Consider the following 15,988-nt stretch of genomic DNA (forward strand, 5'->3'; position numbering starts at 1 on the left):
GGTTTGGTGATGGTGGTCATGGTAGCGGGAGTTTTACTCAACCGCCAACCCAGGCACAGGAACCCGTGGGCAACATCACCGTGAAGGAGAACAGGCAATGCAAAACAGTAATTTCAAGATCGGCGAGGTCGTTGACCAGACGGGGTTGTCGATTCCCACCTTGCGTTATTATGACAACGTCGGCCTGATTACCCCATCGGGGCGTAGCCCTGGTGGGTTCAGGCTTTATAGTGAGGCTGATGTACGTCGTGTTTTGCTGGTGCGACGGATGAAACCGCTGGGGTTTACTCTGGATCAGATGCGGGAATTCCTGGAAGCTGCGGAGATTCTTCATAGTTCAGATGGCGGGCAGGACAGTGATACCGCACAGCAGGCACGGAGTAATGCCAAGGCCACCCTTGCCGACATTCGTGAGGAGACGCGCACCCGCTACGAAAAGCTACGCAAGCAAATTGCCTACGCTGAGGAATTCCTCGATCTGGTCAACACCCTGGTACCCTAAACTGCCCCCATCCTTCGCAGGGAGAAAAAGACCATCGTATTGAATGCGCTCTGTCGAATCGCGTTCCAGATGAAGTGGACGAACGCCCGCGGCCTCTCCGGAGTGGATGGCGATAGTACAGAGGACTTCTGAAATCCGTGCAGACGACTCCTCAAAACGACACAGTCATCCAAGGTCACAAAATCGAAAATTGTCACTTAACCCCATCACCTCCAAACCGGCTTAAGTGACAAAATGCCATCGCTAAAGTCCCGATTTGAGTCCCAGGACGTGCGCCTTAAGAGAAATAACTAAAGCCCCTACCAGTGTTTCTCCTGGTAGGGGCTTGGAAGTTGGTAGCGGGGGCAGGATTCGAACCTACGACCTCTGGGGTAACAAGAGCCGTGTCATACTTCCTGCGAACGCCACGGTTGAGCAGTGTCGCCCCCGATACACGAAGGCAGATCTCCCCCGAACTGCCGGCTCCCGTGGCGTTCCTTCGTAAGAGCTTTGCGCGCCGCAGCGCATGCGCGCGATTGTTGACGTGTCACACACTGCAACCTAGTTCCACACGATCTGCACCGATTCAGGGTTAAAGGTCTTGGTGCCGCGCACGCCACGGCGCAGGCGCACCTGGCACAGGGTATTGATGACTCGGCGCTGCACGGCAAGCTCTGCGTTGTCGAAGGCATCCACGGGCGAGGCGTAGCCGGTTGTGTCGAGCAGCGCCGATGCGCCAGCAAGACGGGCACGGCGCGTTTCGAGTTTCTCGATCTGCGGCTCATAACGGTTTCGCGCGCGCTTGAGGTCACGGGCCTCGATAAGCTCCTCATCGTAGTCAGCCTGGACGCGGGCGAGCTTTGCGCGAAGCTCAGCGAGTTCGTCGTCGATGGCGTTGACCTCGTCGTCGTCCACAGTCGGCAGCAGGTCCGCCAGGTCGTCACGGCCAAGGCGGGCGCGGATCACGGCGAGCACAAAATCATCGACGCTGTGAGTGCGCACTAAGCCACAGGCGGCGCAGCGGTAGCGGTCGGCATGCGTGCGCACGGGGTCGCCACACTCGTCGCAGACATACAGGCCCGATCCGAGATGGCGGCGAGTGTTCCGGCGCTCTTTGTTGGTCAGCCGGTCGGGATCATCGAGCACGTTCTGCACACGCCACCACAGATCGGGTGTGACGATCGGTTCCCACTGCCCTTTCACAGGCTCGCCGGTATCGGGGTCGCGGACGATATGCGTGACACGGCGGTATTTGTTCTTCACGCCTTTGCGCTTGGCCTTCTTGTACGTGGAGTAGCCGGCATACACGGGGTTGCGCAGGATCGAGTGCAACGACGTATAGGCCCACGGCTGCGCGTCGGGAACCGGCTTTTCTTCCTGGCCAGCAGCGCGGCGGCGTGCGTTGCGCTCTGTAACCACGGTGTGCATATGGCGCGGCGTGGTCGGAATATCCGGCAAGCCCGGCTGATCGACCCCAGATAAAGCGCGTGCAATGTCGCGCATGGAGTTGCCCCGCTCGACAGCGCGGAACATCCCGAGCACGGCCTCGGCTTCGGAGGGGATGATCTCGCCGGTGGGGGTGTAGCCGATCGGGCGGACACCGCCGGAGTACCAGCGGCCCTGCTCGGCGCGCTGCTGTTGCGCACGGGATTGGCGCATGCTCTTTCGCTCGATCTCGCCGCGCGCCACGGCTGCTTTAATACGCGCGTACATTCTGCCGCCGTCGGTGGCAAGGTCAGCATCACCGTTTGCGGTGACGAGTTTCAGCCCCTGCTCCTCTGCCCTGTCGATCCACTCTTCGAGCTGCCATGGCTGCCGCGTGAGGCGGTCGAGGTCCCAGCAAATGATCGCGTCGATCTCGCCGCGCTCAAAAGAGGCCACCATGGCGTCGTAGTCGGGGCGGTCCACGTCCTTCTTCGACGCGGAGATCGACTGGTCGACGTAGGTATGCACGACATCCCAGCCGCGTTGCTCGGCGAGGGCTTCGCAGTCCTGACGCTGCCGGTCGATGGCAAGACCGTCCATAGCAGCATCTAGCGAGATACGGAGGTAAATAGCAGCACGTGTTGTCATGCCGCTAACACTAGCGCGCCTCAGGTTACATTGAAACGAAACTCCACCACGTCACCGTCGTGCATGATGTAGTCCTTGCCCTCCTGGCGGACCTTGCCCTTGGCCTTCGCTTCAGCGATTGAGCCGGCCTCAACCAAGTCATTGAAGGACACAATTTCAGCCTTAATAAAGCCACGCTCAAAGTCAGTGTGGATCACACCGGCAGCCTGCGGAGCTGTGGCACCCTTGCGAATAGTCCAAGCACGAGCTTCCTGCTCACCAGCAGTCAGGTAGGTCTGCAGACCCAGAGTGCGGAAACCAGCGCGAGCAAGCGAATGCAGACCCGGCTCGGTCTGGCCAATTTCAGCCAGGAGCTCATTGCGGGATTCCTCATCCAGCTCCAGCAGGTCGGATTCAGCCTTGGCATCGAGAAAAACGCAGTCCGCCGGTTCCACAGCGGCGGCCAGATCCGCGCGGCGGTCCTCGTCGGCAAGCACTTCCTCGTCAGCATTGAAGACGTAGAGGAACGGCTTTGCGGTGAGCAAGTGCAGCTCGCGCAGAGCGGAGAGCTTCACATCATCGGAAGCAGCGAAGAGAGTGCGCCCTTCTTCCAGCACGGCAAGAGCCTGCTTGGCAGCCTCAACCTCCCCGACCTTGTCCTTGTCCTTCTTGGCTTCCTTTTCCAGCCGCGGCAACGCCTTCTCAATAGTCTGGATATCAGCCAGGATGAGCTCGGTTTCAATCACACCGATGTCGGAGGCCGGGTCGACCTTACCGTCGACATGCACGACGTCGTCATCATTGAAGACACGGACGACCTGACAGATCGCGTCAGCCTCGCGGATGTTGGCGAGGAACTTGTTACCCAAACCTTCACCCTCGGACGCACCCTTGACGATGCCGGCGATGTCCACAAACGACACCGTGGCTGGAACGATACGCTTCGATTTGTAAATTTCCGCGAGCTTATTCAAACGGGGATCGGGAAGCTCCACAACGCCGACGTTCGGCTCGATGGTGGCGAACGGATAATTCGCAGCCAGCACATCGTTGCGCGTCAAAGCGTTAAATAGGGTTGACTTTCCGACATTGGGCAGACCGACGATTCCAAGTGTAAGACTCACACAGCTCATCTTACGGGCTCGGGGAGAAAGATTTGAACTCGCCCTAACTTCGTGAAGTTGCCCTGTACGCCGCCCGAACCCCCATAATGAATACGTGAGCAATAAACCCAATGAAGGCGAAGAGTGGACTGCACAGTCCGAAAAAGACGCTATCGATTATGTAATGGGATCGGAGCCTCTACGTGTGGAACAGTCTCTATCTATCCCCTCCGACGCCCATAAGTCTGCGGCGACCCAACCGGATTTGCCGGAGGACGCTGAAAACCTCAATGAGCTTATGAGCGAAAACGACACGGAATCCATCGATCGCGCTGACGTCATCGGCGAAGGTGCCCGATGGTTTGCGGGTTGGTGCCTGCGCTTCCTCATCACCGCAGCGGCGCTGTACGTCATCACTATGATCCTGGGGAAGATTTGGGCTGGCGTTCTGCCGATTCTGCTGGCCCTGATTGTCTCCACGGTGTTGGCTCCACCCGCCGTGTTCCTGATGAAGCACCGCTGGCCCCGCGCACTCGCCGCACTGACGGTCATTGTTGGAGCGCTGGCAATGTTTGGCGGTGTTGTCGCGCTACTCGCACCAACTGTGCAGTCGCAGTTCCCCGAATTGCGTCGCCAGTTCACAGATGGCATTCAAGAGGTCCAGAACATCATTCAGGCACCGCCATTTAACGTCAAGGATGAACAAATCCTCGACGCTCTGGACCAGGGTTCCCAATGGCTCCAGGAGCGCTCCGGCGATATCGCCAACACGGTATTCCAGGGTATTTCAGTGGTCTCATCGGTCGCCGTGACTACGATGGCCATGCTGGTGCTGACATTCTTCTTCATCAAAGACGGCCAGGACTTCCTCCCCTGGCTCCGCCGCCTGACCGGGCGTCGCCTCGGCTGGCACCTCACAGAGGTTCTCACCCGCTCCTGGAACACGCTGTCGGGTTACATCCGCACGCAGGCTATCGTTTCGCTTATCGACGCGGTCTTCATCGGTGCCGGCCTTGCGATTTTGAACGTGCCGCTGGCAATGGTTCTCGCCGTGGTGACCTTCTTCGCCGGCTTCATTCCAATTGTCGGTGCGTTCACCGCGGGCTTCATTGCTGTGGTTGTCGCATTGGTGGCCAACGGCCTGACCACGGCGATCCTCGTGTTGATTATCATCATCGCCGTCCAGCAGATTGAGGGCAACATCCTCTCGCCGATTCTGCAGTCCAAGGCCATGGACCTGCACGCCGCAATCGTCCTGCTGGTGGTTCTGCTCGGTGGCGGCATCTTCGGCATCATCGGCGCTTTCCTTGCTGTGCCGGTCACTGCAGTCATTGCGGTCTGGTTCCGTTACCTAGGTGACCTAACAGACCTGCGCACAGGTGACAAGACCGCAAAGGACATCAAGTTCGCCACGGACGCGGGTTCAATCTCCGGTATTCAGATTGAGGCTGCCGGCCGTGCGATGCGCGACCGCCTGGCTTCGTTCCGCCTGGGTAGTGACAATACAGATACCTCCGCAGACAGCGCTGTGAAGGCGGATGCTCGCACCGCTGGTCAGGTTTCCCCCGATGCCGGTCCGACCAAGCAGGAAGAGGGAACGATGACCAAGGCCTTCCACAAGATTTCCGAAGTGGTTTCGGGGCCTTTCTCAAAGAAGGATAAATAAGGCAAAGTTCCAAGACACGGGCGAGCCTATATGTCGTGCTTGCCCGTTTTTATCACTAGTAACCGGTAGGATACGCATTCGTGTCGAACAGATCAGCAGTAACCCGTAAAGGCAGTGGGGACAAACCACTGCTTCCACGCGTGCCAATGTTTGTGCCGCCGTTGCTGATGCTTCTGGCCGGCGTTATTGGTTTGCTTTTTTCTGTTCCCAACGGGTCAATCGGTAAGCCCTACTTCATTGCTTTTACTGTGGCCGCCGTGGCCGGAACTCTACTGGTCGTTCCCCGCGGCCTAGTGGTTACAGTCGCGCAGATTCCCATTCTGTTCGCGATTGTCACCTTTTTCACAGCGTGGTTTACGGGTTCTTTCGCCGATCCCGAAAATGGTGGCGCGACCGCGACAACCTCTAAACGCGCCCGGTTAGTGACCTCTGCATATCCCATCATCCAGCAGTTCCCATGGCTGCTGGTTTTGGTGATTATCTGCGTCATCATCGCAGTGTGGCGTTACCTCGAAATCACCCGCAAACAGGAGAAAACTCTCAATACTCAGCGCAAGGCCGCCAAGCAACGGCAGAATCGCGATGAGGCCGCCGTTGAATCCAGCTCTCAAGTTCGCCGTCGACTCGCCGAATCTGATCGCCGCGTAGCTTCTCGCTCTCAGGAACGTTCTGCTTCACGACGTCCCGCTGCGGATATTATCCGAGATGCGGAAGCTCGCCGCCAGGCACGTCAACAGGCAACGCGGACACAGCAGGAGAATACTCGTTCTAGTAACCGGCCGGCAGCAGGCTCCAGCTCTGCGCCACGTCCAGCCGAACGACTACGAGAGCGCTCAGCTGACCGTTCGGGCAGACGTTCCCAACAGCGCCCGACACAGATGCCTCGCCCAAGTGAGCGTCCACAGCAGCGCTCCAATTTTGCACAGCGTGCCCAGCAACCGACATCACGTTGGCAGTCTCGCCCGCAGCCGGGTCAGCCGCACTTTACTCAGGATTCGGCCGCGTCGAACTCCGCTCGCCAGCAGCCTCGTCGTCCGATTGAACGGCCAAACGCACCGCAGCGGCCAACGCCGGAGTTCCCCCGTCGTCAAGCGGAAGGAACGGCGCGGATGTGGGGAGAGCAGTCTTCGCCGGGGTCCCCGTCCGCAAAGTCGCAGCAGCGCCCCACACGCCCGATGGACAATCACCGCCGTACCGAGGAGTGGCCGCCGCGACAGCAGCGCCCCCGCCAGGAGCGGATAACCGGCCGCGATAGCAGGTCTCGTTACCGCAAGTAGCTCGGGCTTGCACTTTTACCGTCACAGTTGCCCACAGGCAGATTTAGCCTGTGGGCAACGTGCGTTTGTTAGCAGGACAATCCGCCCCATCGTGTAAGTGTTGATGTATGTCGAAATTGGAAACGTCGGCCGAGAAACCGGTTCAGGTTCGGCGCCTGAACCAGTTAGTCAAGGACTATATTGAGCGCCTTGGACAGATTTGGGTCGAGGGGGAAATCGCCCAGGTCAACTCCAAGCCGAGCTGGAAGCTCTCCTACATCACTCTGCGTGACACCTCCGCAGAGTTTTCGGTGTCGGTGACTTGTTCTACGGCGGCTCTGCGCAATAATCCGTTGCGCAACGGCGACCGCGTAGTGGTTTTGGGTAAGCCTGCGTTTTATGCCGGCCGAGGGCAGTTTTCCCTCTGGGCTACGCAGTGGCGGCCCGTGGGCTTGGGGCAGCTGTTGGCGCGGTTGGAGCAGCTGCGCCAGGCGCTAGCGGCGGAGGGCCTTTTTGATCCACGGCTGAAACGCCCTCTGCCCTACCTCCCCAACAAGATCGGGTTGATTACCGGTCGCGGTTCGGCAGCTGAACGCGATGTGCTTTCGGTTGCGGGTGCCCGCTGGCCTGAGGTGGATTTCCGGGTAATCAACACAATTGTGCAGGGAGCCAAGGCTGTTCCGGAGATTATTGAGGCGCTGGCACAGCTCGACGCCGACCCGGAGGTCGATGTCATCATCGTCGCCCGTGGCGGTGGCAGTGTCGAAGATTTGCTGCCTTTTTCAGATGAGGCGCTGATTCGTGCGGTGAGTAAGGCGACAACACCGGTGGTTTCCGCAATTGGGCACGAACCGGATACTCCGCTGTTGGATTACGTCGCTGACTTACGTGCTGCCACACCGACGGATGCTGCGAAGAAGACGGTGCCCGATGCCGCCGAGGAACGTCGCCTAATTGAACAACTCCGTGAGCGTTCCTCGGCGTCTCTGCGGCGGTGGGTTGACCGTGAAGTAGCTACTCTGCGGGATTTGACGTCGCGGCCGGTACTGCGCGATCCGCACACTCCCATCCGCGTGCGTGAAGAATTTGTCACGGCGCAGGTGGATCGGCTGCGTTTTCTCATCAACCGCAGTTTGGAACGCGAGGAAGCAGTGGTATCGGGATTGCGCGGCAAGGTTTCAGCACTTGGCCCCTCTGCCACCCTCGCTCGCGGCTATGCCATCGTGCAGGCACAATCGGCTACTCAGCCAGAACCACAGATTGTGACCTCTATTGCAGATGCTCCGATGGGTTCCCAACTACGAATTCGCGTCAGTGACGGCTCCATCTCTGCAGCGACGCTAGCTACGAAGCCGGCGAATTAGTAAGCAATGACTTTTCCAACCTTGAAGCTTTAATTACTAGATGTGAAGGACGTATTCGCTAATGAATGACAATGTTTTCGGCGCGGGTCAGGCTCCCTCTTCGGAGGAACAGGTACCGGTTGAGGACCTGAGCTACGAGCAGGCGCGAGATGCACTGGTAGAGACTGTAAAGCTCCTGGAACTCGGGCAGATGAGCTTGGATGAATCGCTGACGCTGTGGGAGCGAGGCGAGGCTCTGGCTCGTCGCTGCGAGGAGCATTTGGCTGGTGCACGGGCAAAGGTCGAAGCTGCCTTAGCCAGCAAGAATCAAGATGCCTCAGCTTCTGCGGAAAATACGGGCGGCGAAGAATAAAAAGAGACGAGAAACGACCGTCAGTGCATGTCGTTTCTCATCTCGTGGCCGATAGCTGAGTTCAGCTATTTTATCGCGCTAGTTGGAATTATCGACCCAGGCGACCTCTCAACTCAGCTTACTTTGCTGGTGTCGAAGGCACGTCGGACGCCGTCTGCTGCGACTGTGACGATTCTGGCATCGATGCATCCGGATCAATTGGCTCGGCCTTTTGCAAAGCCGTGGCCAACTGCGTGAATTCCTCGTCGCTGGCAGTGCCCTCAATAATCGCGCGAGCATCACCGAGGTCACCAACCCATACTCGACGCACGTTGTCCTCAGCCGGCGCATACTTGGTCCAGGTTGTGCCTTCAACATCCGTGGTGCCGTCACGGAGACGGTTCTTACCGTCATCCGGCAGCTGGCCAGCTTCCGCATCTGTCTGCGTGACCTGGGCGAATGCTCCGCTAGCGGTGACATACCCAATAATGGTCGTCTGCTTCCCCGCCGCCATACCCGCGCGGGTCGAGTTTGAAGTCCAGTCCTCAGGTACCTTCGGCAGGCGAACTGGATAGTCCACGCGCCGAGCCTCCATGTTCACGAATGGGGCGGCATCGACCTCGCGCACCGGACCGTTTTCCGGCTTCCCGGGGTTAAAGCTGCACAGGCCGGTAAAGCCGATGGTGACAGCCACCGCAAGGAACATCACCACGAGGGTGAGAATCATATCTCGGCTGTCCTGCAAAATCCTAGGTTTCTCATTCGCCACGCGCTCAAGTATGCCAAACGCCTCGCAACGAACCTAGTCATCGGCTGCATCCGCACAGCTGCAGCTAGCAATGGTTGGTGACGGACGCTGTCGACGTCGTCAAGCGAACTGGCGCCGGAACAAACTTTTGATACCCGCGTGATGTGGGGGTTTAGCCCTGAAGCTCCCCCCACTTTGGCACTGTGTCCACCCCCGAACATGAAAAAGGTGGAACACTAGTAACAGATGCAATGGCGCTCAAAAGGTCGCGCCAAACATCGATAAATAGAAATTGTTGCAGCGCTAAACCCCAGTTTCCTGGCGTGGCGTCTCCCAGCACATTCTCAAACCTCAAAAGAGTTCCTAAAAAAGACGGAAGGGCCAGAATTCAATGAACGCCTCGAATCCTGAAGCACCAGATCGCAACCTTGCGATGGAGCTCGTCCGAGTTACTGAATCCGCTGCACTGGCAGCTGGTCAGTGGGTCGGTCGTGGTCAGAAGGAAAAGGGCGACGGCGCTGCCGTCGATGCCATGCGCCAGCTCATCAACACCGTGGCCATGAACGGTGTCGTTGTTATTGGCGAGGGCGAAAAGGACGAAGCCCCGATGCTGTTCAACGGCGAAAAGGTCGGCAACGGCGAAGGCCCGGCCGTCGACATCGCAGTTGACCCGATTGATGGCACCACTCTGATGGCAGAGGGCCGCCCGAACTCCATCGCCGTTCTTGCTGCCGCAGACCGCGGTTCCATGTACGACCCATCGGCTGTGTTCTACATGGACAAGATTGCTGTTGGCCCGGAGGCTGCCGGCAAGATTGACATCGAAGCGCCGGTTGAGCACAACATTAAGGCCGTTGCGAAGGCCAAGGGGCTGCGTCCGGAAGATGTCACCGTTGTCGTGCTGGATCGTCCGCGCCACGCTGACATGATTCGTGACATCCGCGAGGCTGGCGCCAAGGTTCGCCTCATCGGCGACGGTGACGTTGCCGGCGCTGTTGCCGCAGCTCAGAACACGAACTCCGTCGATATCATGATGGGCGTCGGCGGCACTCCGGAAGGTGTCATTACCGCTTGCGCCATGAAGTGTATGGGCGGCGAGATTCAGGGCAAGCTGCACCCGCGCGATGAGGCTGAAATTAAAAAGGCGCTTGACGCGGGACACGATTTGTCTCGTGTTCTGACCACCGATGACCTGGTTGCATCCGACAACTGCTACTTCGTTGCCACTGGTGTCACCAACGGTGACATGCTGCGCGGCGTCGCTTACCGCGGTAACGGTGCGTGGACCCGCTCGCTGGTCATGCGCTCCAAGTCCGGCACCATTCGCCGCATCGAGGCTTTCCACTCCCTGGAGAAGCTGCGCAAGTACGCCACCATCGACTACGGCTCCGGTGAGATGCCGGACATCGATCTGTAAGTAACTACCCCTTTAGTGGTGCCCTCAGGGCACCACTTTTTTATCAAACTGATTCATACTTGAAGGCGAATGCGCTAGCGGCTCTGCATCGCATGAAAATGACATGCGGAATCGGCCGTTGTGCACGCACTCAAGTTCCCCTAACTGAAAGAGGCAACGAATGACAGAGCAGCAGTTCCGCATCGAGCACGACACCATGGGCGAGGTCAAGGTTCCGGTTGACGCCCTGTGGCGCGCACAGACTCAGCGTGCAGTTGAGAACTTTCCGATTTCCGGCCGTCCGCTGGAGTCTGCACAGATTCGCGCTATGGGTCTGCTGAAGGCAGCTTGCGCCATCGTTAACAAGGATCGCGGCTTGCTGTCTGCCGAGCAGGCGGATGCCATCGTCGCCGCTGCCAAGGAAATTGCCGAAGGCAAGCACGATGACCAGTTCCCGATTGATGTCTTCCAGACCGGTTCGGGTACTTCCTCGAACATGAACACCAACGAAGTCATTGCTTCCATTGCAAAGGCCAACGGCGTTGAGGTTCACCCGAATGACCACGTCAACATGGGGCAGTCCTCCAATGACACCTTCCCGACTGCAACTCACGTCGCGGCAACCGAGGCAGCTATCAAGGACCTCATCCCGGGCCTGAAGGTTCTGCAGGAGTCCCTGGCTAAGAAGGCCAAGGAGTGGGAGACCGTTGTTAAGTCCGGCCGTACCCACCTGATGGACGCTGTCCCGGTGACCCTGGGTCAGGAGTTCTCCGGTTACGCTCGCCAGATTGAGGCTGGCATTGAGCGCATCGAGGCCACCCTGCCGCGCCTGGGCGAGCTGCCGATTGGTGGTACTGCTGTCGGCACCGGCCTGAACACCCCGGCGGACTTCGGCGCCAAGGTCACCGAGCAGCTCATTGAGCTCACCGGTGTCAAGGAGCTCAAGGAAGCGCAGAACCACTTCGAGGCTCAGGCTAACCGCGACGGCCTGGTTGAGTTCTCCGGCGCTATGCGCTCGGTTGCTGTCTCCCTGAACAAGATTGCAAACGACATTCGCTGGATGGGCTCCGGCCCGCTGACCGGCCTCGCTGAGATCCACCTGCCGGACCTGCAGCCGGGTTCCTCCATCATGCCGGGCAAGGTCAACCCGGTTCTGTGTGAGACCGCTACTCAGGTCGCAGCACAGGTCATGGGTAACGACGCTGCTGTCGCCTTCGCCGGCGCTAACGGTGCGTTCGAGCTGAACGTCTTCATCCCGGTCATGGCACGCAACGTCCTGGAGTCCTCCAAGCTGCTGGCCAACACCGCTCGCGTCTTCGCTGAGAAGCTGGTTGACGGCATCGAGCCGAACATCGAGCGTATGAAGACTTTGGCTGAGTCCTCCCCGTCGATCGTCACCCCGCTGAACTCCGCTATCGGCTACGAGAACGCAGCTAAGGTCGCTAAGACTGCTCTGAAGGAAGGCAAGACCATCCGTCAGACGGTAATCGACATGGGCTTCGTCGACGGTGAGAAGCTGACCGAAGAAGAGCTGGACAAGCGCCTCGACGTGCTGGCAATGGCCAACACTGATCGTGACTAGTTCTTTCTGAACTCAAAGGTGTGAGAGCACCTTTTACATAAGACCCTGGAGTCTCACTTCGTTGAAAGACTCCGGGGTCCTTTGTTTTGTCACTCCCCATTCGCAATGATCGGAGAGTGACTTCGTGTCCCCCATTCGACCCCTGCCATACTGCCGGGGATGCGCCCTGCGGCAAACTTTATGTTGATTAGTCAACTTGCCACCGAATTACACTCGGTGTAACTTTGCACCTTGTGCAAATTGATGAAAATGCTTATCCCAGATTGGACCCGGGCCAACGTCCCGAATGCAGTCTCCGGGAGCTCAAAAGATTTCAAACACACTGTGCTTTGGCCGATGCAGCGACCGCTCTGGTGCTAGATCGCGGATACGACCAAGTCAATATCGAAGACATCTGCCAGCGGGTCAATATCAGTCGACGCACATTCTTCAATTACTTCGACTCCAAGGATCAATCCATCTTCGGCAGCGGCATCATGTCATTCGATGCTGACGATGAAGAGACATTCCTCGCTCAAACTCACCAAGACCCCATCGCGGACATGCTCGATTTCATTGAGCAAAAGCAGCGATCCCAGCTACTCCGATATAAAGAGCTGGGGGCAACCGAGGAATTTCACCGCATGCTCAAGGAGCGTATCCGCGAGATTTTGCGCAATGAGCCAAAGCTCTCGACGGTTGTCATTTCCAATTTTGGCAGCTCAATGCGCCGCGTCCGGTCCGCATTTGAGCGCTATTTCGAGATGAATCCACAGTCGCGCACGCACCCCGAGCTGCCCGTCGGGCACGAGGTAGCACTGTCGGTCGGTTTCGTCCGCGAATGCGTGCTCTACTCATCGGCTCATCGGGACGAATTCACAACAGACACACCGCTTCACGACGCCGCCGACGTCGTTAAGAATTTCTGGAGGAGGAACAGTGACAGCTAGCGACACCACGATCCAAGACAAAACCGACACCACGGTTTCTGACAACAATTCCCGCTTGGGCATCATCTTCTTCGCGCTCATTCTCACTATGCTGATGAGCTCGCTGGGGCAGATGATTTTCGCCACCGCGCTGCCGACCATCGTCGGCGAGCTCGGCGGTGTCGACCACATGTCGTGGGTCATTTCTGCGTTCCTGTTGGCACAGACTGTGGCAATGCCGATTGTCGGCAAGCTCGGTGACATGATTGGGCGCAAGGGCCTGTTCATGATGGGCATCGCGCTGTTCATGGTCGGTTCCGTCATGGGTGCAGTCACCGACTCCATGAGCCTGCTCATCGCAGCCCGCGCTTTTCAGGGCTTTGCTGGCGGTACATTGATGGTTTCTTCGCAGGCCATCCTGGCTGAGGTTATCCCTGCACGCCAGCGCGGTAAATACATGGGCATCATGGGTGCTGTGTTCGGCCTGAGTTCCGTGCTGGGACCGGTGCTGGGAGGCTGGTTTACCGACGGCCCAGGCTGGCGTTGGGGCCTGTGGATTAACGTCCCGATGGGAGCGGTTGCACTGTTGGCAGCCGCGGCTTTCCTGAAGTTGCCTCGACGCCAGCGGGAAGGAAATTTTGACTACATCGGCACGATGTTCCTGACTGCCGCTGCATCGACGCTAATCCTCACCACCACCTGGGGCGGTACACAGTACGGCTGGAACTCCGGGGTCATCATCTCACTTATCGTTGCCTCGGTGATTTCCTGGGTGCTGTTCTTCTTCACCGAGACTCGCGTTTCCAACCCACTGATTCCGACGCACCTGTTTAGCAACCGCAACTTTGTGCTCACAACCGTGTCGGGCCTGATTCTGGGTATCGCGATGTTCGGCACTATGGCCTATATTCCGACCTACCTGCAGATGGTCCACTCAATGTCACCGACCGCCGCAGGTTTGATGATGACGCCAATGATGGTCGGCATGCTGCTGACCTCAATCGGCGTGGGCCAAATTGTTTCCCGCACCGGTAAGTACCGCTTCTACCCGTTCATTGGCCTGATGATTATGGCTGTCTCCCTCTACTTACTGTCCACGCTGGAGACCACTACCCCGCTTTGGCAGGTTGGCGTTTACCTATTCATCATGGGATTCGGTCTAGGTACCGGCATGCAGGTTCTGGTGCTCATTGTCCAGAACTCCTTCCCTGTCGCCATGGTCGGTACCGCTACCGCTGCGAATAATTTCTTCCGCCAGATTGGCGGTGCGGTCGGTTCCTCCATTGTGGGTTCGATTTTCATCCACCGCATGAAGGACTTGGCCGGCGAGCGTGTCCCCGCTGCCATCGACCAGATTAAGGCCGCATCCCCGGAGGCTGCGGCGGAGTTCGCAAAACAGATGGGCCCGGAGGGCTTTTCCTCCAAGTCCATCGGCTCCCTGACACCACAGGTGCTAGATAGCCTGCCGGCGCCAATCCATGAAGCGCTGATCTCCAGCTACAACGATGGTTTGACGCCGATCTTCTTAGTGCTGACACCAGTGATTATTCTGGCAGCAATCATTGTGTTCTTCGTTCGCGAGGATCCTTTGAAGGAAACCGTCGAGTAGCTAATACGCGGGAGCCGCAGCTCGCGGCGGCTATGCTCCCACCTGGCCGTCGGCGCGGTCGAGCTTGTCCAAAATAGGACGGTTCGGCTCGCCGGCGGCTTCTGCTTCTTCCTGGACGCGCTTCAGCGCGCGCTCTTCCGGCTTTTCCAGCAGCTTTTCCAAAATAATGACATCACGCCACTGCCCCGCCATCGGGCCGTAGGTCATCTTTGCCATGTGATGGTAGATGCCCACTTCACGGAAACCGAGCTTTTGATGCAGCTTTAGCGAGCCCACATTCTCCGGGAAGACCCACGAGTGAATCGACCAGCAGTCGAGCTCGGTGGCATCGTCGATAAGCTTCTGCAACAGCGTCGCGGCCAATCCCATACCCTGTCCGTCAGGGTGAACGTAGATGGAGTCTTCGATGACACCATTGAAAATCGGACGCTTCGACACCGGCGCCGCCGATGCCCATGCCAGAATCTTGTCTGGATTCTCCGCGTCGACTGCGACGTAACACAAATCCACTCGTTTCAGAGCGATGAATTCATCCCACTCGGGAGCGGAATGTTCCCACGATGCATGCCCCGTATCCAGGCCAATCTCGTAGATCTCTTGGATCTGTGGATAGTCCTCTTCACGCATCATTCGAATCGTGAAATCGCGCTTCTTTTCAGCCATAACTACAAGTTTGGCTAATTTTTCCGTGCGCGTCGAATGAAACGGCAAAAATATTGTAAAAAAATTACTTTCGCCTACGCGTCCGCCCGCTTCCGCCACCGCTTCGACGTCCGCCACGGCCACTGCGCGCATGCTTTACGACGGCCCCCGCGCGCTGCCGGCGGGCTTGCTTAGCAAGCGTCTTTTCTCTGGCTGAGAGCTTTTTCGGAGCCTCGTCAGCCTTCCTGCGCCCCAACTGCGTGCGTGTCGAGCCCTCCCTGCGCCCCTGAACAATGCCGACGAACTCCTGCCGGAGCTCGTCGTCCTCCGCTTTCGGCCACACTAGCCAAATGGCTGTCCGCGACAGTGGCTCTGTATCCCCTTCCTCAGCGACCAAATCCGATGAGGACACTGCTTTCTTCGACAGCGCCTTCAAAATGGTGCGCGGTCCCACCACGACACCTGCACCAGTGGCTGCGATAGGCAGCATTTGTCGAAGCTCGTCCGCATCCACGGAGGTCAGCAGCACAGTTTCGTCTTCCAATAGCCCTTCCGGCACGGACTCAGTAAGGGAGAACACATGTTCCTTTTCGAAGGCCACGCCCCAGGCTTCGTCGTAAAGCCGGACGCGATGGAGCGACTCGGGCAGCGCGCTTTCCGACTCCAACCGCACGAGCGCCATATCAGCGCCCCCGTTGACCAGGTCGGACATCGGATTGTCAGCGACATGAGTGTGCAGTGTTGCCGGAATGCGGTCTCGGAAGCGACGAAACCACTTCTCGGGGCTGGTGCCGGTGGCGAACACGATGCGCAGGACGGCGGGTTCAGGGGTTGACATACTCCGCAAGGT

General features: G+C 58.3%; 14 protein-coding genes. 9 read left to right on the top strand and 5 right to left on the bottom strand.

Annotation, left to right across the window (positions count from 1 at the left end; translation table 11 throughout):
• Positions 1-97 precede the first annotated feature (97 nt).
• Entirely contained in the window at positions 98-502 is a 405-nt protein-coding gene (locus tag ADA16_RS04995) for a MerR family transcriptional regulator (protein ID WP_048733850.1), read from the top strand.
• Between the two features lie 540 nt (positions 503-1,042).
• Here ADA16_RS04995 and ADA16_RS05000 read toward each other — a convergent pair.
• Both ADA16_RS05000 and ychF read right to left on the bottom strand, forming a co-directional pair.
• Positions 1,043-2,554: a recombinase family protein gene (locus ADA16_RS05000; RefSeq protein WP_048759708.1), complete on the bottom strand. Its 1,512-nt coding sequence runs from the start codon at positions 2,552-2,554 to the stop codon at positions 1,043-1,045.
• Between the two features lie 20 nt (positions 2,555-2,574).
• Positions 2,575-3,657, bottom strand: coding sequence for a redox-regulated ATPase YchF (gene ychF / locus ADA16_RS05005; RefSeq protein ID WP_048759710.1), 1,083 nt, complete (start codon positions 3,655-3,657; stop codon positions 2,575-2,577).
• A 94-nt stretch (positions 3,658-3,751) separates the two neighbouring features.
• Here ychF and ADA16_RS05010 point away from each other — a divergent pair, with 94 nt between their 5' ends.
• From ADA16_RS05010 to ADA16_RS05025, 4 genes are all read left to right on the top strand, one after another.
• Entirely contained in the window at positions 3,752-5,302 is a 1,551-nt protein-coding gene (locus ADA16_RS05010; protein ID WP_048759712.1) for an AI-2E family transporter, read from the top strand.
• Between the two features lie 80 nt (positions 5,303-5,382).
• Positions 5,383-6,579, top strand: coding sequence for a DUF6542 domain-containing protein (locus tag ADA16_RS05015; RefSeq protein WP_048759714.1), 1,197 nt, complete (start codon positions 5,383-5,385; stop codon positions 6,577-6,579).
• A gap of 107 nt (positions 6,580-6,686) precedes the next feature.
• Positions 6,687-7,922, top strand: a complete 1,236-nt coding sequence (gene xseA, locus ADA16_RS05020; RefSeq protein WP_048759716.1) for an exodeoxyribonuclease VII large subunit — start codon at positions 6,687-6,689, stop codon at positions 7,920-7,922.
• 61 nt (positions 7,923-7,983) lie between these two features.
• Positions 7,984-8,274, top strand: a complete 291-nt coding sequence (locus ADA16_RS05025; RefSeq protein WP_048759717.1) for an exodeoxyribonuclease VII small subunit — start codon at positions 7,984-7,986, stop codon at positions 8,272-8,274.
• A 118-nt stretch (positions 8,275-8,392) separates the two neighbouring features.
• Here the strand turns inward: ADA16_RS05025 and ADA16_RS05030 are convergent, their stop codons facing one another.
• Positions 8,393-9,022, bottom strand: coding sequence for a DUF4245 domain-containing protein (locus tag ADA16_RS05030; RefSeq protein ID WP_082150658.1), 630 nt, complete (start codon positions 9,020-9,022; stop codon positions 8,393-8,395).
• Positions 9,023-9,392: 370 nt separating this feature from the next.
• Between ADA16_RS05030 and glpX the strand changes: the two genes are divergently transcribed.
• From glpX to ADA16_RS05050, 4 genes are all read left to right on the top strand, one after another.
• Positions 9,393-10,418 (top strand): class II fructose-bisphosphatase, encoded by a 1,026-nt coding sequence (glpX, locus tag ADA16_RS05035; RefSeq protein ID WP_048759721.1) that lies wholly within the window; start codon positions 9,393-9,395, stop codon positions 10,416-10,418.
• Between the two features lie 160 nt (positions 10,419-10,578).
• Complete coding sequence (locus tag ADA16_RS05040) at positions 10,579-11,979, top strand: class II fumarate hydratase (RefSeq protein WP_048759723.1); 1,401 nt, start codon at positions 10,579-10,581, stop codon at positions 11,977-11,979.
• Positions 11,980-12,308: 329 nt separating this feature from the next.
• Positions 12,309-12,908, top strand: coding sequence for a TetR/AcrR family transcriptional regulator (locus tag ADA16_RS05045; RefSeq protein WP_239659345.1), 600 nt, complete (start codon positions 12,309-12,311; stop codon positions 12,906-12,908).
• A complete protein-coding gene (locus ADA16_RS05050; protein WP_048759726.1) occupies positions 12,898-14,496 on the top strand; it encodes an MDR family MFS transporter in 1,599 nt (532 codons plus the stop codon). Before ADA16_RS05045 ends, ADA16_RS05050 begins: the two co-directional genes overlap by 11 nt.
• A 30-nt stretch (positions 14,497-14,526) precedes the next feature.
• Here ADA16_RS05050 and ADA16_RS05055 read toward each other — a convergent pair whose 3' ends face one another.
• Both ADA16_RS05055 and ADA16_RS05060 read right to left on the bottom strand, forming a co-directional pair.
• Positions 14,527-15,159: a GNAT family N-acetyltransferase gene (locus ADA16_RS05055; RefSeq protein WP_048759728.1), complete on the bottom strand. Its 633-nt coding sequence runs from the start codon at positions 15,157-15,159 to the stop codon at positions 14,527-14,529.
• A 64-nt stretch (positions 15,160-15,223) separates the two neighbouring features.
• A complete protein-coding gene (locus ADA16_RS05060; protein ID WP_048759730.1) occupies positions 15,224-15,976 on the bottom strand; it encodes a LysR family transcriptional regulator in 753 nt (250 codons plus the stop codon).
• Positions 15,977-15,988: the final 12 nt, after the last annotated feature.

This window comes from Corynebacterium vitaeruminis (assembly GCF_001054325.1).
In the GTDB taxonomy this organism is placed as follows: Bacteria; Actinomycetota; Actinomycetes; order Mycobacteriales; family Mycobacteriaceae; genus Corynebacterium; species Corynebacterium vitaeruminis_A.

Excerpts from the sequence above, each read along its gene's own strand:
- ADA16_RS04995 (WP_048733850.1), top strand. The coding sequence starts at position 98 with ATGCAAAACAGTAATTTCAAGATCGGCGAGGTCGTTGACCAGACGGGG.
- ADA16_RS05000 (WP_048759708.1), bottom strand. The coding sequence starts at position 2,554 with ATGACAACACGTGCTGCTATTTACCTCCGTATCTCGCTAGATGCTGCT.
- xseA (WP_048759716.1), top strand. The coding sequence starts at position 6,687 with ATGTCGAAATTGGAAACGTCGGCCGAGAAACCGGTTCAGGTTCGGCGC.
- ADA16_RS05025 (WP_048759717.1), top strand. The coding sequence starts at position 7,984 with ATGAATGACAATGTTTTCGGCGCGGGTCAGGCTCCCTCTTCGGAGGAA.
- glpX (WP_048759721.1), top strand. The coding sequence starts at position 9,393 with ATGAACGCCTCGAATCCTGAAGCACCAGATCGCAACCTTGCGATGGAG.
- ADA16_RS05040 (WP_048759723.1), top strand. The coding sequence starts at position 10,579 with ATGACAGAGCAGCAGTTCCGCATCGAGCACGACACCATGGGCGAGGTC.
- ADA16_RS05055 (WP_048759728.1), bottom strand. The coding sequence starts at position 15,159 with ATGGCTGAAAAGAAGCGCGATTTCACGATTCGAATGATGCGTGAAGAG.
- ADA16_RS05060 (WP_048759730.1), bottom strand. The coding sequence starts at position 15,976 with ATGTCAACCCCTGAACCCGCCGTCCTGCGCATCGTGTTCGCCACCGGC.